The organism is Thermosynechococcus sp. GLH187 (genome assembly GCF_031583395.1).
In the GTDB taxonomy this organism is placed as follows: domain Bacteria; phylum Cyanobacteriota; class Cyanobacteriia; order Thermosynechococcales; family Thermosynechococcaceae; genus Thermosynechococcus.
In genome coordinates this window covers 2,392,963-2,416,168 of the sequence record NZ_CP134175.1, presented here as the reverse complement: position 1 = coordinate 2,416,168, position 23,206 = coordinate 2,392,963, and the positions used below count along the sequence as shown (strand labels likewise).

Below are 23,206 nucleotides of genomic sequence, written 5' to 3'. Positions count from 1 at the left end.
TTATCCTACAGCCCTTTTCACAACGACTGTAACGGATATTTGATAGGCTCAAAGAGTCTCTAGCTGTTGTCCAGCCTATGACCGTTCCCGTTACAGTGCTCACTGGCTACTTGGGTGCCGGTAAAACCACACTCCTCAATCGCATTCTCACCCACGAACACGGCAAGAAGGTCGCTGTGATTGTCAACGAGTTTGGCGAAGTGGGCATTGATCATCAACTGGTGGTCAATACCGATGAAGAAATTTTCGAGATGAATAATGGCTGCATTTGCTGTACGGTGCGCGGCGACTTGATCCGTATCATTGGCAACCTGATGAAGCGGCGGCACAAGTTTGATCACCTTGTTATTGAAACCACGGGGCTTGCCGATCCCGCACCCGTCATTCAAACCTTCTTCATGGATGAGGACATCCGCAGCCAAACTCACCTAGATGCCGTGATTACCGTGGTGGATGCCAAGCACATTCACTACCACTGGCAAGCGGACGAAGCCCAAGAGCAAATTGCCTTTGCCGATGTGATTTTGCTCAATAAAACGGACTTAGTAAGCGAAGCAGACCTCGCCCAGTTGCGCGATCGCATTCATGCCATGAACCCCTTGGCCAAAGTGTATTGCACCCAGCAGGCCGCCATCCCCATGGAGCACATCCTCGATGTGGGGGGCTTTGACCTTGAGCGGGCCCTCGAACTCGACCCAGACTTTCTTGGCGAAGATCACCATGAACACGATGAATCTGTGGGTTCTGTGGCCATTGTTGCTGAGGGCAAATTGGATGGCGCTAAGCTGCAAACGTGGCTGAGCCAGTTGCTGCAAACCCAAGGCCCCGATATTTTCCGCATGAAGGGGATTTTGCACCTCGCGGAGCAGCCCCAGCCCTTTGTTTTTCAGGGGGTGCATATGCTCTTTGATGGTCGTCCCCTCGATCGCCCCCTTGGCCATCAGCGCAATGAACTCATCTTTATTGGCCGTAACCTTGATGAGCACCAGCTCCGCCAAGCCTTTAGGGCGTGTCTGATTTAGAAGCTAAACGTGGTGCGGATCAACCCTTGGAAAATGGGGCTATTGGTGGCGCTATTGTTGGCATTGGTGATTGCCATAAACACAGGCGTAATTGAGATATTGTCGCTGAGGGGATAGCGGAAAAAGAGTTCATAGTTGGTTTGGGTAGCATCATTGATCCCGGGTGCTGATGCCAACGAGTTAATAAAGGGCTGACCCACCGCCGCTGCTAGCAATGATCCTTCCGCCAACAAGTCCCGATAGGCCAAACCCGCCATCCATGTTTGCACGGTGGTCTTCACTTGGCCACCAGCGGGAATGACAAAGACCCCCGGATCCACAGTAAATGGCCCCAAGCCATTAATCGTTGCTCCATCGCCATAGAGTTTCATATCGGAGTAAGCATAGCGGCCAAAGAGGCCAAACTTACCGAGGGTGAGTTCCACATTGACACCGCCGGCATTCTGGGAAATATTCAGGGTTGAGGAGTTGGTATATTGCAGGCGCACCGCAAAGTTGTTCCGTTCATTGGCACCAAAGGCACGGGCAAACTCCAGTTCCACGGTTCCCTGATAGGGATCGCCAAAAAGACCTCCTCCCGTAGGGATACCCGTCGGTGCTCCTGCTGCAGCGGCCACATAAACACCGCGCAGTGTGAAGAATCCGCCTCCCGGATTCCATTCAATACTGACACCCGCCCCACCGGGATCATTGACGGCATAGGGCACAATCAGCGGGTTGTTGATAAAGAAATTGGAACTAAAATCCGTGAAAGAATCGTTGGCGTAGCTATTGGTATCCACAATATCACTGGGATAAAATTGCGGCCCAACGCCGATGGTCAAATCTTTTGTGGGCTTGAAGCTATAGAACAGTCGAGATAATTCCACATTTGCGCCAACGCCACTGTAATCGGCAGCGCCACCGGCAATCAAGCCGTCAGTACCAATCCCCGTTGCCCCGAACGTATCTAACCCGTTGTTACCCACTTCGAGGGTCGTGGTCAGTAAATCCGTACCGCGAAAACTGGTATTGAGGTTAATCTCCACCTTGCTAATCACCGTCGGATTGTAGCTGCCCCCAGTGAACGTATTCCCAGAGATGGGGTCAACGACTTGGCGAGTATTGCCACCGGCTTGAAAGGCCATCACGGCATCCACAGAGAGCTTGGTGGTTGTTGAAAATTGCGTGGCCTCCAGAGTAGCAGTACGGGCTTCGAGGTTGTCCACCCGTCCGCGTAGGGTGGCCAGTTCGGCGGCAAACTCCTCCCTAAGCCGTTGCAAGGTGGCTAAATCTTCCTTGGTGGCAAAGCGATCGCTAATCACATCCAAGCAGGCATTCAAAGCAGCCGCCATTTCAAACCGCGTCAGGGCACGGTTGCCCCGAAAGGTGCCATCGGGATAGCCAGCAATACAGCCGTACTTTTCCACAAGGGACCCAAGGGCTTGATAGGCCCAATCGGTGGGGCGTACGTCAGACAGTTGGGAGACAGAGGTCACCTGTCCGATGCTGGCGGGAGCGGGCATCCTAGGTTCAGCAACAGCGGCTGGACTGAGTAGTGCAAGGTGAATGGCAGCCACCATAACCGTTGTTAGGGATTTTTCCATCACTGACCTCCTTACCTCACACCAAGACACGGCCTCGGGAATTCACCAAGGCTAAATGAGAATAGTAACGATTATCATTCTATTTTTTCGGTCTGTCAACCAAAGCCACGCTCAAGTTAGCATTGGGGTTATCGCTTTGCCTATCTCCCCCCGCCGCATTATGGGTGCCCTTCCCCAGCAACGTTGGCTCTTGCCACCCATTGATCTCGAGTCTTGTGACGCCTTGAGGCAGGCCTTGGGTTGCCCCGCATCACTAGCGGAAATTTATCTGCGGCGGGGTCTGACGACTCCAGAAGCGGTACAGGCCTTTCTCGAGCCGGAAACTCTAGCGCTACCGCCACCGCAAACGGTCTTTCCCGACCTTGATCTGGCAGTGGAACTCCTGCAGCAGGCGATCGCCCGCGGTGACAAAATGACCATTTGTGGCGATTACGATGCTGATGGCATGACCAGTACCGCTCTGCTGTTGCGTGCGCTGCGCCATTTGGGAGCCGACATTGACTATGAAATTCCCTCCCGCATGCAGGAAGGCTACGGCATTAATGAGCGGATTGTTCAAGACTGCTACGAGCGCGGTGTGAAACTGATTCTCACCGTGGACAACGGCATTGCTGCCCACCAGCCCATTCTCAAGGCACGGGAACTGGAACTGACGGTGATCGTGACGGATCACCACGATGTGCCGGAGCAACTGCCCCCTGCCCATGCCATTCTCAATCCGAAACTGGTGCCGCCAACATCCCCTTACCATACCCTCGCTGGGGTGGGGATGGCCTATATCCTTGCTCTGTCCCTAGCACAGCGACTGGGCAACTGGCGCGAACTGGTGCGGCCTTTGCGGGAACTGTGTACCCTAGGCACGATCGCGGATTTGGCGCCCTTGATGGGGGTGAATCGCCGCTGGGTCAAGCAGGGGTTACAAACAATTCCCACCTCTTCTCTTGTGGGGGTGCAAGCGCTGATGCAGATGGCGGGTTGTTTGCCAGCCCAGAATACCGCCCTCAAGCCCACAGCGGTAGGGTTTCGGCTGGGACCACGCATCAATGCCATTGGCCGCATTGGTGATCCCCAAGTGGTGATTGACCTGCTGACCACTGCGGATCCGCAGCGTGCTCTGGAACTGGCAGCCCTGTGTGAGGAAACGAACCGTCGCCGTCAGGAACTCTGTGCTGAGATTGAGAGACAGGCGATCGCCCACCTTGAAGAGACGGGCTTTGATCCCCAACAGGAGTGGGTCTTAGTGATCGTCCAGCCCGACTGGCACCATGGGGTCATTGGCATTGTTGCCTCGCGGCTCGTGGAGCGCTACGGCGTACCGGTGTTTATTGGCACCTATGAAGATGAGACAACCATTCGCGGCTCAATTCGCAGTATTCCCGAATTCCATGTCTTTGAGGCCCTTGAAGCGACCAAGGATCTGCTCTTGAAATATGGCGGTCATAGGGCAGCCGGGGGGTTTAGCCTACGGGCAGAGCATTTAGCGACTTGGCGCGATCGCCTGCGAGCCTTTGCCCAAACCTGTCTCAAACCAGAGGATCTGCGTCCCCTTGTTACCCTTGACGCCGAAGTCTCCTTTGAGCAGCTGACGTGGGACTTTTACGCCCAAGTGGAGCAACTGCAACCCTTTGGCAGTGAGAATCCGCAGCCTATTTTCTGTAGTCGCGGGGTCAAGATTCTCGAACAAGCACCCATGGGTCAGCAGGGGGAACATCTGCAACTCACCCTAGAGCAGAATGGGCGGCAGATGACCGCTAAGGCTTGGCGCTGGGGACAATTTTTTCCGTTGCCCACTACGGTCGATATTGCCTATCACCTCACAGCCCACACTTGGAATGGCGAAACCCAGTTGGAACTCGAACTCAAGGGGGTCAAACCCTCACTGGCGTGGTACGTCCCTAATCCGCCCAGTCACCCGCTTCCCCATTGGCAACCCCTACCGCCTTTGACAACGCTCCTGCCGCAGTTGCGGGACAATGTCTTGCTCTATGGCTATGGCCGCCCTGAGGTTCCCCCGAACTTAACCACAGCAGCCATTCACTACGATCGCCCCCGCGATCGCTGTCGCACCCTCATTCTCTGGTCACTGCCGCCCTCTGCCACCCACTTGCGTTGGCTCTTGGCCATTGCCCAACCAGAAATGGTCTATGTAGGGTGCCAACGACCGGCGATCGCTCCGCTGACAACCCTCATCCTCTCAATTCAAAATGACCTCAAAGAACAGACTAAGGTGAATCTTTTAGCCTTGAGTCAAACCTATTGGATTGCTCCCTGTACGCTTGTAGCGATCCTGCGCCATTTGGGCTATGGCTGTGAAGGATTTGCTCCCACCCTGAGCATTACCGCAGAACTAACACGATTGCAACGCTGGTATCAGCTGCAAGCTAAGGATTTGGCACGGCTAGCGCAAAGGTGGGAGACTTCCTAATTCTTGGCAAAACAATGGCCTACAAATTGCCGCGCCGCACAGCCAGTAGGAAGATAATTGCCGGCCCTGCAATGCCAATCATGGCAATCATGGTCAGTTGGGCAATCACTTCAAAGTTGATATTGCTAAGAAACTCAATAATGCCATTGAAAATTCCCATAGGTTCTCCCGAGCAATCAGCGGTTATCAGTTCGTGATTTTATTGTAGAGCAGGGGGGAGCACTCGCAGCATTTGCTTAATGGGCGCTTGAGCTTGCTGCGTCTATCCCTAAGCTACACTGTAGGAGCAGAATTCTCGGAACATTGGTCGGTGATGGGCGTGGACAAACTAGCGGCCTTACGGGATCTCATTGGCGAACTCGATCAAGCCTTGATTGCCTACTCTGGCGGCATTGATAGTACGCTTGTGGCCAAAGTTGCTCAGGATGTCTTGGGCGATCGCGCGGTGGCAGTCACGGCGGTGTCCCCCTCGCTCTTTCCAGCGGATCTAGAGGATGCCCGCATTCAGGCGGCGGCCATCGGCATTCGCCATGAACTCATTGAAACCCATGAACTGGACAATCCCAACTACGCCACGAACCCGGTAAATCGCTGTTATTTCTGCAAAAGTGAACTCCACGATCGCCTGCGGGAACTGGCACAGGCGTGGGGCTATGACTACATTCTCGATGGTGTAAATGCTGATGACCTCCAAGACTATCGCCCCGGTATTGCCGCAGCCAAAGAACGGGGGGTGCGATCGCCCCTTGCCGAGGTGGGGATTACCAAGCTAGAGGTGCGCGAAATTGCCAAATCCTTGGGTCTGCCGTGGTGGAATAAACCTGCTCAACCCTGCCTGAGTTCGCGCTTTCCCTACGGTGAGGAAATTACCCTTGCCAAGCTGCAACGGGTGGGCCATGCCGAATACTACCTGCGCAAGCAGGGCTGGGAACTGTGCCGCGTCCGCAGTCATGGCGATACGGCGCGCATTGAGGTGCCCCAAGCGCAGATTGCCCACTTTGTGACGATGATGGATCTGGAGAAGCTGGTGAACCACTTTCAGTCCCTTGGCTTTACCTATGTCACCTTGGATCTGGAGGGCTTTCGCAGTGGCAAACTCAACGCGGTGATTGGGCGCGATCGCTAACGCGGTTGTAGGGACTGAGACTCTGGAGAATTTCCCGGCCATAGCTGCGCTCCGTGAGCCGCCGATCCAAAATCGCCACCAGCGTTTCATCCTGACGCACAGGGGCAAGGGCGCGATCCAATATCGTCAAGCACTCTGGCAAGAGATACTGGCGAAACCAATCCTGTTTTTGCTGCTTGTGCCATTCAATGCGGGCACTTACCACCGCTTTTTCCGGCGAGGGCAAGGGCAGTGTGGTCAAGACAAACAGCGCCGGGCAAGGCAACTGCGCCCCATGACGCAGCCAAAAGGCTTCCCCCGTCACTAAAATCGTGTTCGTATCAAGGGTTGGCGTCTCCACCTGTACCCGTGAACCGTAGAGGGCAGCCAATTGGGTGGCCAACTGTTCCCGCAGCGGCACATCACTCACAAGGATCACCGCCCGCCGATGGCCAATCGTGCCAATAAGATCGTAGAGACGCCGCAGGACGGCTGGGGCAAATTCCGGGGTGTTGGGGAGAGGTAAGTCTTCGGAGATCGCAAGGGTAATCGCTTCACTGTGGCGATCGCTGGCAAATTTAATCGTCGTTTGGGGCGGAATCCCTAGTTCCTGCTGCACATAGGCTAGAGGGGAGTCTGTATCGGGGCCGCTGCCGATGAGGACAAAAGGCGCTTGCGACCAAAGCTCCTTAAAATAGGCGCGGAAACTGAGGGGGTGTCCTTGGAGGCTGAAGTACCCCACCGTGGGGTGGCGCCGTCCCCAAATCACCGTGTCACTGCGGTTGAGGTAGTCCCGCAATTGCGACCATTGGGGAGGCAGCGCCTGCGGCCATTGATGCAGGAGTTCAAGGAGCGGTTGCTGTTCTGTAGGGGTGAGCAGATAGTCGCCGTAGGGATTCTGAGGCCGCTGAAAGAGGTGCTGCACCAACTGGGCATAGACTTGGCGAATCGCACCAACAGCGCTGGGAATCGCGAGTTTCAGGTGCTCCCAATCGCTGGTGGTAATGGTGCAGGTCATCTGCTGCTGGGCAATTTGGGGCAAGGCTTCAATGCCATCAATGATCGTGACAACGTTGGGATGGGCGGTGGCGTGGCGACACCAGTCCTCGAGGCTCATTACAAGCACCCCCTCAAAGGCTGGCTGCGGGTACGGGCTATGCTGAATCGGTTTCGCAACCGCAAGGAAGGTGAGGAGTTCAGGAATTTCTTGGTGCAGTAGTCGTGTCAGTCGCTCTTGGGGGACGACGAGCAGGGCCGGTTCAGGATACAACAGCAGCGGCAGCAGATAACTCAGGCCATAGCGATGTTGCAACACTGCCCGCTGAGTGACTTGAAGTAAACACCCCCGCTGCAGCCGTAGGGCACGGGCAACCAGCCGCGCCAAGGTGAGATGGTGAGGCCACCGGCGATCGCCACTGCTGCGTAAAAATGCCCGTAATTGGCGGTGAACCTCTGCCTCAATCACAATCTGCTCGCTGTGGAACAACAATCCCCTATTGTGGCACGTTAGCCTTGATTCAGTTGTTGTTTGCGTCGCTGTTCGAGGGCAGTACGGGCTTCCTCGCGATCGTCGAAGTGGACTTTTTCAGTGCCCAGAATTTGGTAGTCCTCATGACCTTTGCCAGCAATGATCACGCCATCACCCGGCGCTGCCCTCAGAATGGCTTGCAGAATCGCTTGACGGCGATCGGCCTCAACGATCAGCGGCGTTTGCGGTGGGATACCAGCAAGGATGTCATCAAGAATGCGGCGGGGATCCTCGGTGCGCGGGTTATCGGATGTCACCACCACTTGATCCGCAAGGCGAGCGGCAATGGCTCCCATCTGGGGACGCTTGGTACGATCGCGATCGCCCCCACAGCCAAAGACACAGATTAGCTTACCGGGAATAAAGGGACGGGCAGCTTTTAACAAGTTCTCAAGGCTATCGGGGGTATGGGCATAATCCACAAGAACCGTAATCTCTTGGTCTGGGCTAATGCGCACCTGCTCCATCCGCCCCGGTACCCCCGCAAAATCACGAATCGCCTTCAGCATCGATTCTAGGGGGAGTCCTACCGCTGCCCCCATGGCGATCGCGGCCAGCACATTGGCCACATTAAACTGTCCCACCAACGGCGAGTCTAGGGTGCCGCTACCGATAGGGGTATGAACCGTGCCCGTCACGCCATTGACACGATAGGTGAGATGCTCAGCCCGAAAATCAGCATTCTCGCTGAGGCCATAGGTCCAGTAGCGATCGCGCGGCAACTGTTGAGCCAGTCGCTGGCCAAAGGGATCATCGCCATTGAGAATTGCTCGACCCTTGAGATAGTCAGCAGTAAAGAGCTTGGTCTTAGCGGCAAAATAGTCCTCCAGATCGCGGTGATAATCCAGATGATCTTGGGTCAAGTTGGTAAAAGCCGCCACCTCAAACTGACAGCCCCACACCCGATCCTGCGCCAAGGCATGGGAACTCACCTCCATCACCCCAAACCGACAGCCCGCTGCGACTGCTGCCGCTAATTGTTCCTGAAGAGTCACCGCAAAGGGCGTGGTATGACTGGCAATCTCACAGTGTCCCGGCCAGCGACTGTAGAGCGTTCCCAAGAGTGCCGTTGGATAGCCCACACTGTTGAGGAGATGTTCCACCAAGTGGGTGGTGGTTGTTTTGCCGTTTGTACCCGTAACCCCTAGCAGGCTGAGATGCTGGCTGGGGTAATGATAAAAAGCAGCCGCGAGCCGACCACAGGCACGCTCAATATCGGGCACCACAATCACACAGGCATCTCCCTCACGGGGTTTGGCTTGCGGAGACACCACAGCCGCGATCGCCCCCGCTGCCAAGGCACTTGGCCAAAAATTGCCCCCGTCCACCCGCGTGCCAGGCATGCCAATAAACAACGAGCCACGCTGACACTCCCAAGAATTCGTACTCAGGGACTTCACCTCTTGATCGAGGGCAGGATGCTCAAAACTCGGCGTAATCTCTGCCGCCGTTAGGAGTTCCCGTAGGTTCATGGCTGTGCATCTCCAGTGATAGGCCGTTTAGGGTATTGTGGCACTACGGCACTCGCCGGTGAAAGATACGGAAATGAACGACCCCACTGTATGGATGAGGAATTCTACGAGAGGAGATGAAGCCTAGGCACGTACCAGTTTGTGAAGTGTCTTGAGTTGCACTGAAAGCGCATGAACCCTAGCGGATTGGCGTAATTGCTCAACACAGCAGGTGACGGGAGTTACAGGCTGTCCCCCTAGCATCCTGTGACAATTTTTGCCCAAAGCTTGCCTTTTGTTAAAATTCCGATAATCTAGTTCATAAAAATCCGAATAATAACATGTCATTAAGGTGTGGGTGTTGGGTGATGAGTGAGTGGCACAAAACAGAGTGGAACATGGATGATCAAGAATGGCAAGCGATCGCCAATTCTCGCCGCCAGATTGAAACCTCTTGGCACAGGACAGTTTACCGCGTTCAGGTTCCCTCCAGAACCGCCTCGAAACCCTTAGACGCGATCACCATGCCAGCAGTTTCCCATCCGCGTTCGATTCAACCCATTGGCATTCAACCGTGGCAAGCCGAATTCACCAAAGAACGCTTTGCCTCCCGTTCGCGACTCCCCCTCAAACGGTCACAGGTGGAACTGCCGCAATTTGCCAGCCGTCGTTAGAGCACTCCTGTTTCTCTCAGCTTACGAGGTCTATCAATTATGTGTGGCATTGTTGGTTATATTGGCCCACAGCGAGCAGCCCAAGTCCTGCTTCAGGGGCTGCAAAAGCTGGAATATCGGGGCTATGATTCCGCTGGCATTGCCACACTCAATGAGGGCGAACTCCTCTGTGTCCGCGCCAAGGGCAAACTCCACAACTTAGCCGAAAAAGTTGAACAGCTCGACATTGTTGCCCATGTTGGCATTGGCCACACCCGTTGGGCGACCCACGGTAAACCAGAGGAACACAATGCCCACCCCCATCGCGACAGCCGCGATCGCCTAGCCGTGGTGCAAAATGGCATCATTGAAAACTACCGTGAACTGCGGGAGCAACTCCAAGCGCGGGGGCACATTTTCCGCTCCGAAACCGATACAGAAGTCATTCCCCACCTGATTGCCGAAGCGTTGCCTGAGACCCCCACCGCCAATGGCCTCCTAGAAGCGGTGCGCCAAGCTGTGCATCAATTGGAAGGGGCGTTTGCGATCGCCGTTATCTGTGCAGATTATCCCGATGAATTGATCGTGGCCCGGCAGCAAGCTCCTCTTGTGATTGGTTTTGGCCAAGGGGAATTCTTCTGCGCCTCCGATACCCCAGCGATCATTCCCTATACCCGTGCTGTATTGCCGCTGGAAAATGGCGAACTGGCTCGGTTGACGCCCACAGGGGTTGAAGTCTATGACTTTGCGGGACATCGCCTACGCAAAACCCCTCGCACCCTCAACTGGAACCCCGTCATGGTGGAAAAGCAGGGCTTTAAGCACTACATGCTCAAGGAAATCTATGAGCAGCCGGGGGTGGTGCGCACCTGTTTAGAGGACTATTTGCGAGCCGATTGGGATGAGAACAGTTCCTTTAGCCCGGTGCAGTTGCACCTAGACCCCAGCCTCCTCGAAAATCTGCAGCACATTCAAATTGTTGCCTGTGGCACCAGTTGGCACGCCAGCCTTGTGGGCAAATATCTTCTTGAGCAAATCGCCCAGATTCCCACCAGTGTGCAATATGCCTCAGAGTTTCGCTACGCGCCGCCGCCCCTGCTACCCCATACCCTGACCATTGGTGTCACCCAGTCTGGGGAAACAGCGGATACCCTTGCCGCTCTAGAGATGGAGCTAAAACGCCGCCAAGGACTCGCGGGCGCTCTCCAACCTCGTTTGCTGGGGATTACCAATCGCCCAGAAAGTAGTCTTGGGCATCTGGTGCCCCACATTATTGATACCCGTGCCGGTATTGAAATTGGCGTAGCCGCCACAAAAACATTCGTTGCCCAGTTGATGGCCTTCTATCTGCTGACCCTAGAATTGACATGGCAGCGGCAGTCTTGCGATCGCTCCCGCTTGGCGGAACTCGTCACTGGCTTGCGCCAATTGCCTGCCCAGATGGAGCAAATTTTAGAAAGCCAAGAACGCTATATTGAAGCTCTCTCCCATGACTTTTCCGAGACCCAAGACTTTATCTTTTTGGGACGTGGCATCAACTTTCCCATTGCCCTCGAAGGTGCCCTCAAACTCAAGGAAATTAGCTATATCCATGCCGAGGGGTATCCTGCGGGTGAGATGAAACATGGCCCGATCGCCCTCCTCGATGCCAAAGTACCGGTGGTCACGATCGCCATGCCCGGCAGTGTCTTTGAGAAAGTCCTCTCCAATGCCCAAGAAGCCCGTGCCCGCGATGCCCGCCTCATTGGTGTCACCCCCCTCGACGGGGCTGAAGCCCAGCACACCTTCGATAACCTTTTACCTGTACCCGAGGTCGATGAGCTTCTCTCCCCCATCCTGACGGTGATCCCCCTGCAACTGTTGGCGTATCACATTGCTGCCCGCCGTGGCTTAGATGTCGATCAACCCCGCAACCTCGCCAAGTCAGTAACCGTTGAATAACCTTGTATTACACCGACGGCAATGCCAATAACTAATAAAAGATAAAAGACCACATAGAAAAACTTGTGACCCTGCTCCTAGGGGGTACTTAATTTTTGAGCGATAATAATGACGAAATTAACTAAAAGATTAAGTCAAGTTCAGTAAGTTATCTTCTTCGTGGGTTGAGATCACGCAATCGGATGTGGGATAGGCCGCACACAGCAGCACAAATCCAGCATCCAACTCCTTGGGCTTTAAAAAGGAGTGATCCGACTGATCCACCGTCCCTTTGATGATCCGACCAGCACAGTTGACGCAGGCACCGGCGCGGCAGGAGTAGGGCAAAGCAATGCCCTGGGCTTCGGCAGCATCAAGAATGTACTCGTCGGCATGAACACGAATAGTTTTATTCAAGCCTCTTGCTTCATTGACCAGTGTGACACTATAAACTTTGCTATGATCCCGCTTTGTCATTTAAGCTCTCCTAAAACTGGCTTTTGAAATGTCTGTCTGTTTGTCCGCTTAACCCATGGCTTTAGAGCGATCGCAACCCCACAGGCAGTTGTAGAACGCATTCCATATTGCTTTCATTTTAGCAAAGGCACTCAGGGGAACGACTGTTATACGGAATTGTTTATACTTTGAAACTATTTATCAAAGCAATGCAGGATCTGGGTTGAGCTAGTTGCGGGTTTGAGTGGCAGGTGGTGTACCCTGCGGTTGACTGGGGGAGAAGCCCGATCGCCAGACGGCTCCTGCGATAATGGCAACAACCACAAGGGCGATCGCCCCTAGACCCACGAGGCTGGTTTTTGAGCCTTGGCTCTCTTTTTCATGGACGGTTTCTTTGTTGTTCCCCTGCGGCTCCCTGTCGCTCTCACTGGCCAAGGTCTCTTTTGCGGATTCGGCTTCAGGATGTAACTGCGTGGCTGCCGCTGCCACCAATTCACGGCTCGGGGTTCGCCGCAGTTCGCCACTTAGCTCCATACCCACAAGGGTTTCCTTGGCACCCCGCAGATCGGATTTAATGCTTTGGAAGGCAATGGATTGCAGATATTGGCTGAACTCGGTATCCGCCATCGAGAGCATGAGATAGGAAGCCTTGGCTTTACGACCAAAGAGAATCACATCGCCGTGCTGCAATTCATGGCTACTGATGCGCTTGCCATTGACAAAGGTGCCGTTGGTACTGGGCTTACCATTGGCATTGCCATCCACCAAACGATAGCGGTAGCTGGTGGTACCGGGGACAGGTACCCGCAGGAGAATAGCGTGCTGGCGAGAAACCGTTTCAAAGTCAATAACAATGGCATTACTCTCATCGCGCCCAAGGGAGTAGGCCGCTGCCTCAAGGGCGATCGCCCGCCGGCCACCCACGGTATTCAAAATTAAGACGTGACGTTCCTGTTGCAGGCTATTCATTATCTCTATCCCCCGTGTTTCAACAGCCCTCAAGAAATCATCCCCTCTGCAAATCTGAATACTCCCCGCCTTCAGCTTGAGTTAGGGCAGGAGCAACGTTACAAAACGTTACAAAACGTGACACTTCAACAAGTGGTCTAGGCTGTGTGCTTACTTCTACCTTTGCCTGTTTCACCTAGGGCTGCTGTGATATTGATCACATTTAAGAGGGTTTTTAGGGAGCGCCACAAATCGTAACAAGTCGTTATCCCCAACCCCACTGCCAGAAAAGCAGCCTAAAATTAATTTGGTTACTGTGGATTCAATGGTGCTTGGAGTTTATTCCTATGGCCACGGATTTTAATCGCGGCATTATGAAGTTTGATGGTGCCGACAGCCCAGCGATGATCGCGATTTCTGCCGTTTTGATTCTTGGCTTTATTGCGGCACTCATTTGGTGGGCACTCCACACGGCCTACGCCTAAGGGAGCGATCGCTCCAGATGGATCGTGTGCTCGGTGAGGGCTTCAAAGGTTTCATCGTGGCTAATCACAAAAAGTTGATGAAAACTTCTGAGATTGCTCAGGCTCTCGGCCAGTTGTTGGCGGCGCACCTGATCCATATTGGTGGTCGGTTCATCAAAGAAGGCAATGTCAGTGTTGACCAGTACCCGCAGCAGGGCTAAGCGCACCGCAAGGGCCGCACACATTTGCTCACCGCCGGAGAGGCTTTTGAAGGGTCGCCAGTAGCCGCCTTCATTCACCTGAATCTCATAGTCCGATGTCCACTGGAGTGCTACATCAGGACGATTGAGGAGTTCGCGCAGTAGGCGATCGGCTTCGCTGGAAACGGTGTGCAGATAGGCTTCACTGACGCGGGGGCCACTCTTTTTGAAAATCTCGCGGGCCGTCTCAATCAGATAGTGGTGTTTCTGTGCCGCTACCAGCTTTTGCAGTGTCTTTTCCTTTTCGGCGGCGACTTCATCAAGATGCTTGAGGGTGGCAAGGCAGCTTTGGTACTGCTTTTCTTTTTCAGGAATCGCACCAAGGAGCCGTTGATACTCGCGGTGTAGGTTTTCGTAGCGATCGCGCACGGCTTCCAGAGCGGCTAAATCCACCCGCTGCTCTTGGGCGTCGTACTCTGCTTGGGCTTTGGCAAGGGCAGCTTTTAAATCATGGGCGGCTTGCATAGCTGTTTTCAGGGCCGCTTCATAGCTTTCTACTTGGGCGGCCTGCTGCTGGTGTTGGAGATAGGTATCATAGCTGGGACGTAGTCTAGCTAGCTCATCGCTAAGCTGTTGCCGCTGTTCCTCAAGGGTGGCATAGTGTTGGCGTTCCTCATAAAGGGGGGTGAGGCGAGCTTGTAGGGTGGCCTGTTCGGTACCCAAACGTGCGTAGTCGGCTTCCAGTTGGGGGGCTGCTGCCTGCTGCTCCAGTAACAGTTGGCGCTGGGCATGGGGTTGGCCAAGGTTGGCGCGTTCTTCCCGTAACTCGTTCAAGCGGCGTTCTAAATCAGTGAGTTCTTTGCTTAGGGGTTCTACGGTTTGCTGGCGATCGCTCAACTGCTTAAGCTCTGCTGCCAAACGGCTGCGTTCCTCCTCAAGGGCTTGGGCTTGCAAGAGGGATCGTTCTGCGGCGGCAGCACGGGCAATGTCAGTTTCTAACTGTTTTAACGTTTGGTTGAGGGCAGGAATAGCGGCAGGATCTGTGAGGGTTTGTCGCAGTGCCGTGAGTTGATCCAAAAGCCAACGGTAGTTCTCCTGCAGCTGTTGGAGTGCCGTTAGCCCCTGTTCAATGGCAGGGCGAACTAGAGCAAATTGCTGAGCGGCAGTGAGTTCGGCGATCGCCGCCGCTACAAGGGGATCCGTTTCCGTGGCTTGGGTTTGCGCTCTCTTGAGAATGGGATCGAGGGTAGCAGCAAAGGCATGGGCGGCGGTGGCGTGGCTGAGTTGGGCTTGGAGTCGCTCCCGTTCTGCCTGTTTAGCGCTCAAGGTGGCGGCTATGGGACGCTGTTGCTCTAGGGCTTGCACCTGTTGCGCAATTTTCTCAAGGCGGGCTTGCAACGTTGCCGCTTGTTGCTTGAGGTGGCGCAGTTCTTGATCTGCCTGTTGGGCTTGTTGGTAGCGCGCCTCAAGGGGGACAATTTCGGCATCGAGGGCGTCAGCAGCAGCAATTTGGGGTTCAAGGGCAGCAAGTTGACTAGCAATGGTGGCGATCGCTTGGCGTTGGCTTTCAATACTAGCTAATTGGGTGGCCAGCTTTTGTTGCTGCTGCTCTAGCTTGCGAATGTTCTGCTCAAGGGCAGCTCGTCCCCGTAGTTGCTGCTCAAGTTCTTGGTAGCGGCTCTCTTGCTGCCGATAGCGATCATAGTCGGATTGCAGTTGCTGGCACTGGGCTTGGCTATTGCGAGCTGCGGCCAACTGGCGCTGGCGATCGCGACAGAGTTCCTCCTGCTGACGCAGTTGGGCTTCGAGGCGCTGACAGGTTTGCGCAAGACGGTTCAGCGTTTCAACGGCAGCTTCGTATTGCTGTTTTTCGGTGGCTAAGGCCTGACATTGTTGGTGTAATTCCTCGCACTGCTGGCGATCGCGCTCTAGCTCCGCTGCCAAGGCGGTTGCCTGTTGTTCATATTGCGATCGCGTGGCCAGTTCCTGCTTTTGCACAGCCAACTGCCGCTCTAGGGACACCACCCGCTCTTGGGAAAAATTCACGAGGGCAAGGGCATTGTCAAAGGCTTGGCGATAGTCACTGACTTGCAAAATCGGTTCAAAAACTTGCCGCCGCTGGGCGGGTGGCTTGAGAAAATCCGCCGTGATCATCCCTTGGGGAATGCCAATGATCTGCTCAAAGAGATCCCGAAGCGGAAAGGCACTGCGGATACCAAGGTGCTCCTGCAACCACACCTGCACATCTTCACGCAACGAAAGACCGAGGTCTCCCACTTGGGGGTCATAAATCGCGTACCCCATTTGCGTATTGCGCCGTACCACATAGGAGCGACCATCTGCTGCCGAGATAAACTGAACTGTGGCTTCGGCGCGTTTAGCACCCTTGCGAATAATCGCCTTATTAAAGCCACTGCCATAGCCCGAGGTGGCATCAAAGAGAACCCAAGCAATGGCTTCAAAAATACTGGTTTTGCCCGCACCATTCTCGCCACAGATGACATTCACACCGGGCAGAAACTCAAACGTGCGATCGCGGTGGGTCTTAAAATTTTTTAGGGTTAGTCGCTGAATTTCCACCGTCTGTCTCCAAAGGCTAGGGCAGTTGATAGAACGTTGATCAACCCATATCAAACAACAAGTGAGAGACCAGAAGCTAGCTACCCTCGCTCAGCCAAGTGTGAAGTTCCTGAAGAATATTGCTTGTCGGCAGGTGTTCTGCATTGATAAAACAATCCATACTTTTACAAAAGTTTACTTGGTCTTAAGTCTTTTTGAAAAAGTTGCCATTGGCGAGTGACTTTCCCTAGGCTGGATCTATAGTAATACCCTTGTTTCTCGGCAAGCTTGGTCTCCGCACTCGATGCTCCTGACGCTAGGCATCCTACGCTTGGGGAAATGCCTACTCTATCAAGTGTATTTCTAGTGCCTAGGGTTGGTGATGCCTCGCACCGCTATTTTCCCTAGAGGCAGTTGAGTTGACAACTACAGCATTCCACCACGAGAGGATTTGGCCTGTGGATTTATTACATAAGCAGATTCTGGTTCTGAGTAACAAAATTGATGCCCTCTACCAGATCGTTGAACAACTCAACCAAAAGGTTTCTAAGGCTCTAGAGGAGGGGCGGCTCAAGCCTCTGCCTGTAACCCCTACTGAGCAGAATCCTCTGCCCAAACCGCGTCCTTTGGTGAGTACCCCAGAACACAAGGATATTCTGGTGGATGATGACTATAGCCAAACACGCAACCTCAGTGGCGATCGCCCCCTGAGTCCAGAGGTGCAAATTCAACGGCTGACGGCACAACTCACGGCGGCCTACAATCAGATTGCGGCGCTAGAGGAGCAGTTGCTCTCCCACCACATCCATAGCCACTGAGGTACCGCAAGTTAAATTGTGAGGTGAGCCAGTACCTGCTGGCGCCATTGGGCATTTTGCTGGCGATCGCTCTTAAATTCCAAAAGTCGTACCTTTGGCCAAGGGGCAAGGGAAAGTTGGGTTTTCACATCCGCCCAGTCTTGTAAGCAGTGATAGGGAATGCCGTAGGCCGCTGCAAGCTGGGCAAAATTGACCGCTTGGGGGGTGGCAAAAAAGCTCTCAAAGGGTGGATCAAACCGCCGAATCGGTAGATGCTCAAAAATACCACCGCCGTTGTTATTGATCAGCAGTACGGTTAGACACCCTTGAAACTGGGGCGTGATCAGCCAGCCATTGGTATCGTGCAAGCAGGCCAAATCCCCCGTGATCAAGAGGGTGGGCTGACCGCGATGGGCAACCCCAAGGGCACTAGATAATGTGCCATCAATGCCGTTGGCGCCTCGATTAAAGTAAAAACGATGGTGGCGATCGCTCGCCCGCCAAACACTCTCAACATCGCGCACGGGCATACTACTGGCCACAAAAATCGCCGTTTGCGATGGCAACCACTGCGGCAGATGGTAAATCAGCTTGGCCTCACAGAACCAATCAATGGCCTCCAAGGTTCGCTTCAGTTGCTCATGTACTCGTTGATCGTGGTCTTGCCAGTCCTTGAGGTAGGGGTTGGGGGGCAGGGGGTCGGTGGGGCAGTCCAGATCTTGGGGGGCGATCGCCAGCGTCTGACAGCGGCCATGGAGGGGATTGTTGTTATCGCCCGTGGGGTCAAGGCACCAGATCAGCGGATCGCAGGCACTGAGCCACTCCCGCAGGGCTTTACTGGTGGGCAGCGGTCCCAGTTGAATCACTGCTTCAGGACGCAAGGATTCCCGTAGGTGGCCATTTCGCAGCAGCAGATCGTAATGGGTAATGCCGTGGGGCAGTCCCCGTGCGTAGGAGAGGGCATCGGCAAGCACTGGCCACTGCAGAAACCGACTCAGGCGATCAATCGCGTCCGCTTCCGCCAAAGGCTCCACCCCATGACTGGGTCCCGCAATAATCAACCCCCGCTGCATCTGTTGCCATGTTTGCCAAGGGAGAGCGGTGACAACCCGAGGCGGCACAAAGGGCTGCACCTGATCAAAGAAGTTTTCAGGAAGTGCCCCATGAAAATTGGCCTCAGAGCGCAGGTCAAGGGGATCCCGTAGAGGAATATTCAAATGGACTGGGCCTGGATCTGGCCAGAGGGCAGTTTGCCAGCTATGGCAGAGGGTTTGCCGCAGGTAGGGCAGCAAAGCAAGTTCCGGCAGACTTAGTTCGCGATAGTGACGTACGGCATGACCATAGAGATGCACCTGATCAATGGCTTGTCCCGCTTGGCAAAAGCGCAATTCGGGGGGGCGATCGGCGGTCAGCACAATTAACGGTAAATGACTAAGGCTTGCTTCAATAATCGCGGGATAGAAATTGGCCGCAGCAGTACCTGAAGTGCAGACAAGGGCAACGGGTCGTCCCTGCTGTTGGACAAGGCCAAGGGCAAAAAAAGCTGCCGAGCGTTCGTCAAGAATCGGCAGGGCCTCAAGATGGGGATGGGCAGCAGCCGCGATCGCCAATGGTCCCGAACGTGATCCCGGCGAGAGAACGACTGTCCGCAGTCCTAAGCGATAGAGGGTTTCAAAGAGGACGCTCGCCCAGAGGACATTGAGATTTTCAGTGAGAATCATTCATCAATCCAGAAGCGCTATCCTAGCCGAAGTGGCTGAGCCATAGGCCACCAATAGAATAGGGTGCTAAATCCAGTTTGAGCCTATTTTGAGACTTTGAAAGAGCATCCCAGAGTCTTTGCAATACGCCAAAATGCAGGTTCTTCAAGGAGTTGAGTGTTAAGCGGGCAGCGGGAATCGAACCCGCGTCTCTAGCTTGGAAGGCTAGGGTTTTACCATTAAACCATGCCCGCAGTCCCAAGGAATACTACATTAGCACGACCCTTGGGGCGATCGCAAAGGGCAAGCCTAGGGAATCGTTGCCATCTTCACATCGTTGCGATCCAAGATGCTTTGGAGTTCCTCAGCATCGATCGTTTCTTTTTCAATCAGCACTTGGGCAATTTGGTCAAGGACATGGCGGTTGTTCACCAAGACCTCTTTGGCACGGCGATAGGCTTGCTCGACGAGATTGCGCACTTCGTCATCAATGGTGGCAGCCGTTTCCTCGGAGAAGTCCCGTTCCGCCATAATGTCGCGGCCAAGGAAGACATTCCCGGTTTGCCGTCCCAAGGCCACAGGTCCTAGGCGATCGCTCATGCCAAAGCGGGTAACCATTTGGCGAGCCACCCGTGCCACCTGTTGCAGGTCGTTTGAGGCACCGGTTGTCACCTCCTCTTCACCAAAGACAATTTCTTCAGCAATGCGACCCCCAAGGGCAACGGCCATTTGGTTTTGCAGGTAGGCACGGCTATAGAGACCCGAATCCATCTGATCCTCGTTGGGAGTAAACCAAGTCAGACCGCCTGCCCGCCCCCGGGGAATGATGCTCACTTTTTGAACGGGATCGTAGTCGGGCATCAGGGCACCGACAAGGGCATGACCCGCCTCATGGTAGGCGACTAACTTCTTGCGGCGATCGCTCATGACACGGTCTTTTTTCTCAGGCCCAGCGAGGACGCGATCGATGGCATCGTTAATCTCATCCATGGAGATTTCAGTCAGGTTGCGGCGAGCCGCCAGAATAGCCGCTTCATTGAGTAGGTTCGAGAGATCCGCACCGGTAAAGCCGGGGGTACGGCGGGCAATTTTATCGAGATCCACATCCTTAGCGAGGGTTTTGCCACGGGCATGAACCTTGAGAATATCGAGGCGACCTTTGTAATCCGGACGATCCACCACCACTTGACGGTCAAAACGCCCCGGACGCAATAGTGCTGCATCCAAAACATCCGGACGGTTCGTTGCAGCAATAATAATGATGCCCGTATTCCCCTCAAAGCCATCCATTTCCGTCAGCAGTTGGTTGAGGGTTTGCTCCCGTTCATCATTGCCCCCCCCCAGACCAGCACCGCGCTGGCGACCGACGGCATCAATCTCATCAATGAAGACAATACAAGGGGCATTGGCTTTGGCTTGTTCAAAGAGGTCGCGCACCCGTGAGGCACCCACCCCAACGAACATTTCCACAAACTCAGAACCAGAAATTGAGAAGAAGGGAACGCCCGCTTCACCAGCCACTGCCCGCGCAAGCAGGGTTTTACCCGTTCCGGGAGGCCCGACAAGGAGAACCCCCTTGGGAATTTTGGCGCCCACTTCGGTAAAGCGATCGGCGTACTTGAGGAATTCCACCACTTCACCCAGTTCCAGCTTGGCCTGATCAATGCCAGCCACATCATTAAAGGTCACTTGGGTTTGGGGTTCCATCTGTACCCGTGCCCGGGACTTACCAAAGTTCATCGCTTGGTTGCCAGGACCTGCTTGGGCACGCCGCAACAGGAAAAAGAGCAGTACCAAAAGACCAATGGGAACCAGTAAGCTGCTCAGGGCGCGGAACCAGAAGCCATCGTTGCTTTGGGGCAAGACGGCGATGTCCACATTGTTGCTAATGAGAATGTCCAACAGTTCAGGATCGTTGGGAAGATTGACCAGCACCCGCGTGCCATCTTGGGTAATCGCTTGTGCCTGCGAGCGGTCGGGGGTAATACTGACTTTGGTGATTTGCTGATTTTCGACCTGTTGGATGAACTCACTGTAGGGCCATGTCTGTTTGGTCGTGGGTTGGCGATCAAAGAAGGCAGTGGCCAAGGCCAGCACCACGATTGCAAGAAGAACATATAAACCTGCGTTTCGCCATTGTTTATTCACCGATCGCCATCCTCCGCTAGGAAAAGTGAAAAGTCTTTACATAAGTTCATACTAACGCATTCTTTCGCAACCCTAGGTGAGCAGTCCCGTGGTTAAGATCATCAATATCCATGATAAGCCGTCAGAAAATGCTCGATTTAGACACCTGCTACCGGGTACTGGAGTTGGAGCCGGGGGCAACCCTCGAGGAAGTGAACCGAGCTTATCGGGATTTAGTGTTTATTTGGCATCCCGATCGCATCCCGAAGGACAACACACGGCTAATCGAGAAGGCACAAGAGAAAATTAAGCAGTTTAATGAAGCGCGGGATCAACTGCGGCAACATATTGCCCGACACGGCAGCCAAACCTCCCAGCGGACTGCTAGCCAGCGGCAAACCTATCGTTCCTCGCCGCCACCCCCACGCTATCAATCCAATCCCTACACCTATCGCAGCTATCATGCGCCCCGTGAGCCGCAGCAAACGACGCACCAGACCTATAGCCAACACCACAACCACACCTACGGCACCTATCAGCGCCAACGCACAGCCGCGCCCCCGCCCCCAGAACCACCCCGCACGACGCCTCCCCACAAGGATATGTCGGGGGTGAATTTACAGGGAGCCAACCTGAGCGAAAAGGACTTTGAGGGGCGCAATCTCAGCCATGCCAATCTCAGCTATGCCGATCTCAGTGATGCCTTTTTGCACCGCGTGATTCTCCACCGTGCTAACCTGCGCCACGCCAATCTCTTTCGCGCCAATTTGCTGCAAGCAGATCTCAGCTATGCCGACCTGCAAGAGGCTAATCTCATTGGTGCTGACTTGAGTGGGGCTGATCTGCGGGGTGCCGATTTACGGGGAGCAAAGATGAGCCAAGGCAATCGCCTCCTAGTGAAACTGACCGGGGCACGCCTCACGGGAGCGATTATGCCCGATGGGCACGTCCACACCTAAGCTTGGATCACCCCCTTAGAACTGGGAATGTGCTGACTGCGGCGCGGGTCAATGGCGATCGCCATGCGTAGGGCACGGGCAAAGGCTTTGAAGGTCGCTTCAATAATGTGGTGGGAGTTAATGCCATCCAATTGGCGAATATGCAGCGTCATGCGGCTATGGTTCACCAAAGCAACGAAAAACTCCCGCACCAGTTGCGTATCATAGGTGCCCACCCGCTGCGTGGGAATCTGCAACCCATAGCTAAGGTGGGGACGCCCCGAGAAGTCTAGGGCAACTTCCACCAAACTTTCATCAAGGGGAGCCACAAAGTGACCAAAACGATGAATCCCCCGGCGATCGCCCAAGGCTTGATCGAGTGCCATCCCCAAGGTAATGCCCACATCCTCATTGGTGTGGTGGTCGTCAATATGGGTGTCGCCTGTGGCCTGCACCCGCAAATCCACAAGGCCGTGGGAGCAAAGCTGATCCAGCATGTGATCGAGAAAGGGAATCCCCGTGTGATTGTCCGCTCGACCATTGCCATCGAGAACCAGTTCAACGTGAACGCTAGTTTCTTTGGTCTGGCGATCGACCGTGGCTTGGCGCAACCGAGGCGCGTGGCCATTACTGAGGAGAGAGTCGTTCATGAAGCGTTACTGACGCGGTTGGGGATTGGCAGAGGTGGCTGGCGGTGGACTCGCCGCAGGCGTTCCGGAAGGAATTGCCCCCGTACGCGGAAAGGGCACATCCACAAAACCTAATTCTAGCAATTGCTGATAGGCCTTTTGTCCCAGTTCACGGGTGGGGTTTTGGCTGCGGATAATTTCTACCAAAAGGGGCACGGCAAGCTCAGGTTGGTTATTAGCGCGATAGACCAAAGCCAGTTGAAAAGTCGCTTGATCGCGCAGTTGTGCTGCTTCTAGGGCACGGCGACGGTTGCTATCGGCAGCCGCAGTATCAATCCCCAAAAAGCTAGAGTTGAGGGACTGGTAAAAGTTCGAGAGTTGGTTCATCACCGTACGGGCTTCTAAGAGCTTGCGAGCGGCGACGGCATAATTTTGGCTATTGACTGCGGCGGCAGCCTCATCCATCAAGCGCTTGCCCCCCTCAAGGGTATAGATTGAAGAGCTGGGTGGGGGTGTGGGATTCACAATCTGGACATTGGGGCTAGAAGATTGATTCTGAGCAAACACCGCCCGCGGGAGTACCCCCAGTAGTAACACCCCGAGGAGCAGCGATGATCTTGAGCAGTGAGCAAATGTATTCAGGGGCATGGTGCGAAGCCTTTACTAAGATAGAGGCAGTCAAGCGGACAATCAACATC

Annotated in this window: 19 protein-coding genes and 1 tRNA gene; 8 read left to right on the top strand and 12 right to left on the bottom strand. The window is 54.5% G+C overall.

The window, feature by feature from the left end:
• The first annotated feature begins 77 nt into the window (after window positions 1–77).
• A complete protein-coding gene (locus tag RHI63_RS11850; RefSeq protein WP_206200329.1) occupies window positions 78–1,022 on the top strand; it encodes a GTP-binding protein in 945 nt (314 codons plus the stop codon).
• Here RHI63_RS11850 and RHI63_RS11845 read toward each other — a convergent pair.
• Window positions 1,019–2,608, bottom strand: coding sequence for an iron uptake porin (locus tag RHI63_RS11845; RefSeq protein WP_310821626.1), 1,590 nt, complete (start codon window positions 2,606–2,608; stop codon window positions 1,019–1,021). The two genes, RHI63_RS11850 and RHI63_RS11845, sit on opposite strands and share 4 nt — an antisense overlap.
• A gap of 136 nt (window positions 2,609–2,744) precedes the next feature.
• On the opposite strand from RHI63_RS11845, the gene recJ reads away from it, so the two are divergent.
• Window positions 2,745–5,033 (top strand): single-stranded-DNA-specific exonuclease RecJ, encoded by a 2,289-nt coding sequence (recJ, locus tag RHI63_RS11840; RefSeq protein ID WP_310821625.1) that lies wholly within the window; start codon window positions 2,745–2,747, stop codon window positions 5,031–5,033.
• A gap of 19 nt (window positions 5,034–5,052) precedes the next feature.
• Here recJ and psb30 read toward each other — a convergent pair whose 3' ends face one another.
• Window positions 5,053–5,193: a photosystem II reaction center protein Ycf12/Psb30 gene (gene psb30 / locus RHI63_RS11835; protein ID WP_149819710.1), complete on the bottom strand. Its 141-nt coding sequence runs from the start codon at window positions 5,191–5,193 to the stop codon at window positions 5,053–5,055.
• A 153-nt stretch (window positions 5,194–5,346) separates the two neighbouring features.
• Here psb30 and larE point away from each other — a divergent pair, with 153 nt between their 5' ends.
• The gene (gene larE, locus RHI63_RS11830) at window positions 5,347–6,159 is read left to right on the top strand and encodes an ATP-dependent sacrificial sulfur transferase LarE (protein ID WP_206201702.1); all 813 of its coding nucleotides are present in this window, start codon (window positions 5,347–5,349) and stop codon (window positions 6,157–6,159) included.
• Here the strand turns inward: larE and RHI63_RS11825 are convergent.
• The gene (locus RHI63_RS11825) at window positions 6,131–7,603 is read right to left on the bottom strand and encodes a helicase C-terminal domain-containing protein (protein WP_206200327.1); all 1,473 of its coding nucleotides are present in this window, start codon (window positions 7,601–7,603) and stop codon (window positions 6,131–6,133) included. The genes larE and RHI63_RS11825 overlap by 29 nt on opposite strands.
• Before the next feature lie 41 nt (window positions 7,604–7,644).
• Window positions 7,645–9,138: a UDP-N-acetylmuramoyl-L-alanyl-D-glutamate--2,6-diaminopimelate ligase gene (locus RHI63_RS11820; RefSeq protein ID WP_206200326.1), complete on the bottom strand. Its 1,494-nt coding sequence runs from the start codon at window positions 9,136–9,138 to the stop codon at window positions 7,645–7,647.
• Window positions 9,139–9,485: 347 nt separating this feature from the next.
• On the opposite strand from RHI63_RS11820, the gene RHI63_RS11815 reads away from it, so the two are divergent.
• Window positions 9,486–9,791 carry a hypothetical protein gene (locus RHI63_RS11815; RefSeq protein WP_206200325.1) on the top strand — a complete coding sequence of 102 codons (306 nt, stop codon included), beginning with the start codon at window positions 9,486–9,488 and terminating at the stop codon, window positions 9,789–9,791.
• A gap of 39 nt (window positions 9,792–9,830) precedes the next feature.
• Window positions 9,831–11,711 carry a glutamine--fructose-6-phosphate transaminase (isomerizing) gene (glmS, locus tag RHI63_RS11810; RefSeq protein ID WP_310821624.1) on the top strand — a complete coding sequence of 627 codons (1,881 nt, stop codon included), beginning with the start codon at window positions 9,831–9,833 and terminating at the stop codon, window positions 11,709–11,711.
• A gap of 129 nt (window positions 11,712–11,840) precedes the next feature.
• On the opposite strand, the gene RHI63_RS11805 is transcribed toward glmS, so the two are convergent.
• Both RHI63_RS11805 and RHI63_RS11800 read right to left on the bottom strand, forming a co-directional pair.
• Window positions 11,841–12,167, bottom strand: coding sequence for a 2Fe-2S iron-sulfur cluster-binding protein (locus RHI63_RS11805; protein WP_206200323.1), 327 nt, complete (start codon window positions 12,165–12,167; stop codon window positions 11,841–11,843).
• Window positions 12,168–12,374: 207 nt separating this feature from the next.
• Window positions 12,375–13,115, bottom strand: coding sequence for an FHA domain-containing protein (locus tag RHI63_RS11800; RefSeq protein WP_310744590.1), 741 nt, complete (start codon window positions 13,113–13,115; stop codon window positions 12,375–12,377).
• Window positions 13,116–13,441: 326 nt separating this feature from the next.
• Between RHI63_RS11800 and RHI63_RS11795 the strand changes: the two genes are divergently transcribed.
• The gene (locus tag RHI63_RS11795) at window positions 13,442–13,579 is read left to right on the top strand and encodes a hypothetical protein (RefSeq protein ID WP_024125599.1); all 138 of its coding nucleotides are present in this window, start codon (window positions 13,442–13,444) and stop codon (window positions 13,577–13,579) included.
• On the opposite strand, the gene RHI63_RS11790 is transcribed toward RHI63_RS11795, so the two are convergent.
• Window positions 13,576–16,338, bottom strand: coding sequence for an SMC family ATPase (locus tag RHI63_RS11790; RefSeq protein WP_310821623.1), 2,763 nt, complete (start codon window positions 16,336–16,338; stop codon window positions 13,576–13,578). The two genes, RHI63_RS11795 and RHI63_RS11790, sit on opposite strands and share 4 nt — an antisense overlap.
• Window positions 16,339–16,775: 437 nt before the next feature.
• Between RHI63_RS11790 and RHI63_RS11785 the strand changes: the two genes are divergently transcribed.
• Window positions 16,776–17,135, top strand: a complete 360-nt coding sequence (locus tag RHI63_RS11785; RefSeq protein WP_206200320.1) for a hypothetical protein — start codon at window positions 16,776–16,778, stop codon at window positions 17,133–17,135.
• An 11-nt stretch (window positions 17,136–17,146) separates the two neighbouring features.
• On the opposite strand, the gene menD is transcribed toward RHI63_RS11785, so the two are convergent.
• From menD to ftsH3, 3 genes are all read right to left on the bottom strand, one after another.
• On the bottom strand, window positions 17,147–18,835 hold the full coding sequence (menD, locus tag RHI63_RS11780) for a 2-succinyl-5-enolpyruvyl-6-hydroxy-3-cyclohexene-1-carboxylic-acid synthase (RefSeq protein WP_310821622.1): 1,689 nt from the start codon (window positions 18,833–18,835) through the stop codon (window positions 17,147–17,149).
• A gap of 162 nt (window positions 18,836–18,997) precedes the next feature.
• A tRNA-Gly gene (locus tag RHI63_RS11775) sits at window positions 18,998–19,068 on the bottom strand.
• A 55-nt stretch (window positions 19,069–19,123) separates the two neighbouring features.
• On the bottom strand, window positions 19,124–20,962 hold the full coding sequence (ftsH3, locus tag RHI63_RS11770; protein WP_302677465.1) for an ATP-dependent zinc metalloprotease FtsH3: 1,839 nt from the start codon (window positions 20,960–20,962) through the stop codon (window positions 19,124–19,126).
• 110 nt (window positions 20,963–21,072) lie between these two features.
• Between ftsH3 and RHI63_RS11765 the strand changes: the two genes are divergently transcribed.
• The gene (locus tag RHI63_RS11765) at window positions 21,073–21,900 is read left to right on the top strand and encodes a pentapeptide repeat-containing protein (RefSeq protein ID WP_206200317.1); all 828 of its coding nucleotides are present in this window, start codon (window positions 21,073–21,075) and stop codon (window positions 21,898–21,900) included.
• Here the strand turns inward: RHI63_RS11765 and hisB are convergent.
• Both hisB and RHI63_RS11755 read right to left on the bottom strand, forming a co-directional pair.
• On the bottom strand, window positions 21,897–22,529 hold the full coding sequence (hisB, locus tag RHI63_RS11760) for an imidazoleglycerol-phosphate dehydratase HisB (RefSeq protein WP_206200316.1): 633 nt from the start codon (window positions 22,527–22,529) through the stop codon (window positions 21,897–21,899). The two genes, RHI63_RS11765 and hisB, sit on opposite strands and share 4 nt — an antisense overlap.
• 6 nt (window positions 22,530–22,535) lie before the next feature.
• On the bottom strand, window positions 22,536–23,156 hold the full coding sequence (locus RHI63_RS11755) for a hypothetical protein (RefSeq protein WP_206200315.1): 621 nt from the start codon (window positions 23,154–23,156) through the stop codon (window positions 22,536–22,538).
• Between the last annotated feature and the right edge of the window lie 50 nt (window positions 23,157–23,206).

Coding starts and splice junctions, on each gene's coding strand:
- RHI63_RS11820 (WP_206200326.1), bottom strand. CDS start 9,138: ATGAACCTACGGGAACTCCTAACGGCGGCAGAGATTACGCCGAGTTTT.
- RHI63_RS11765 (WP_206200317.1), top strand. CDS start 21,073: ATGATAAGCCGTCAGAAAATGCTCGATTTAGACACCTGCTACCGGGTA.
- RHI63_RS11805 (WP_206200323.1), bottom strand. CDS start 12,167: ATGACAAAGCGGGATCATAGCAAAGTTTATAGTGTCACACTGGTCAAT.
- RHI63_RS11815 (WP_206200325.1), top strand. CDS start 9,486: ATGAGTGAGTGGCACAAAACAGAGTGGAACATGGATGATCAAGAATGG.
- RHI63_RS11845 (WP_310821626.1), bottom strand. CDS start 2,608: ATGGAAAAATCCCTAACAACGGTTATGGTGGCTGCCATTCACCTTGCA.
- RHI63_RS11800 (WP_310744590.1), bottom strand. CDS start 13,115: ATGAATAGCCTGCAACAGGAACGTCACGTCTTAATTTTGAATACCGTG.
- hisB (WP_206200316.1), bottom strand. CDS start 22,529: ATGAACGACTCTCTCCTCAGTAATGGCCACGCGCCTCGGTTGCGCCAA.
- RHI63_RS11795 (WP_024125599.1), top strand. CDS start 13,442: ATGGCCACGGATTTTAATCGCGGCATTATGAAGTTTGATGGTGCCGAC.
- glmS (WP_310821624.1), top strand. CDS start 9,831: ATGTGTGGCATTGTTGGTTATATTGGCCCACAGCGAGCAGCCCAAGTC.
- larE (WP_206201702.1), top strand. CDS start 5,347: ATGGGCGTGGACAAACTAGCGGCCTTACGGGATCTCATTGGCGAACTC.
- psb30 (WP_149819710.1), bottom strand. CDS start 5,193: ATGGGAATTTTCAATGGCATTATTGAGTTTCTTAGCAATATCAACTTT.
- menD (WP_310821622.1), bottom strand. CDS start 18,835: ATGATTCTCACTGAAAATCTCAATGTCCTCTGGGCGAGCGTCCTCTTT.
- RHI63_RS11755 (WP_206200315.1), bottom strand. CDS start 23,156: ATGCCCCTGAATACATTTGCTCACTGCTCAAGATCATCGCTGCTCCTC.
- RHI63_RS11850 (WP_206200329.1), top strand. CDS start 78: ATGACCGTTCCCGTTACAGTGCTCACTGGCTACTTGGGTGCCGGTAAA.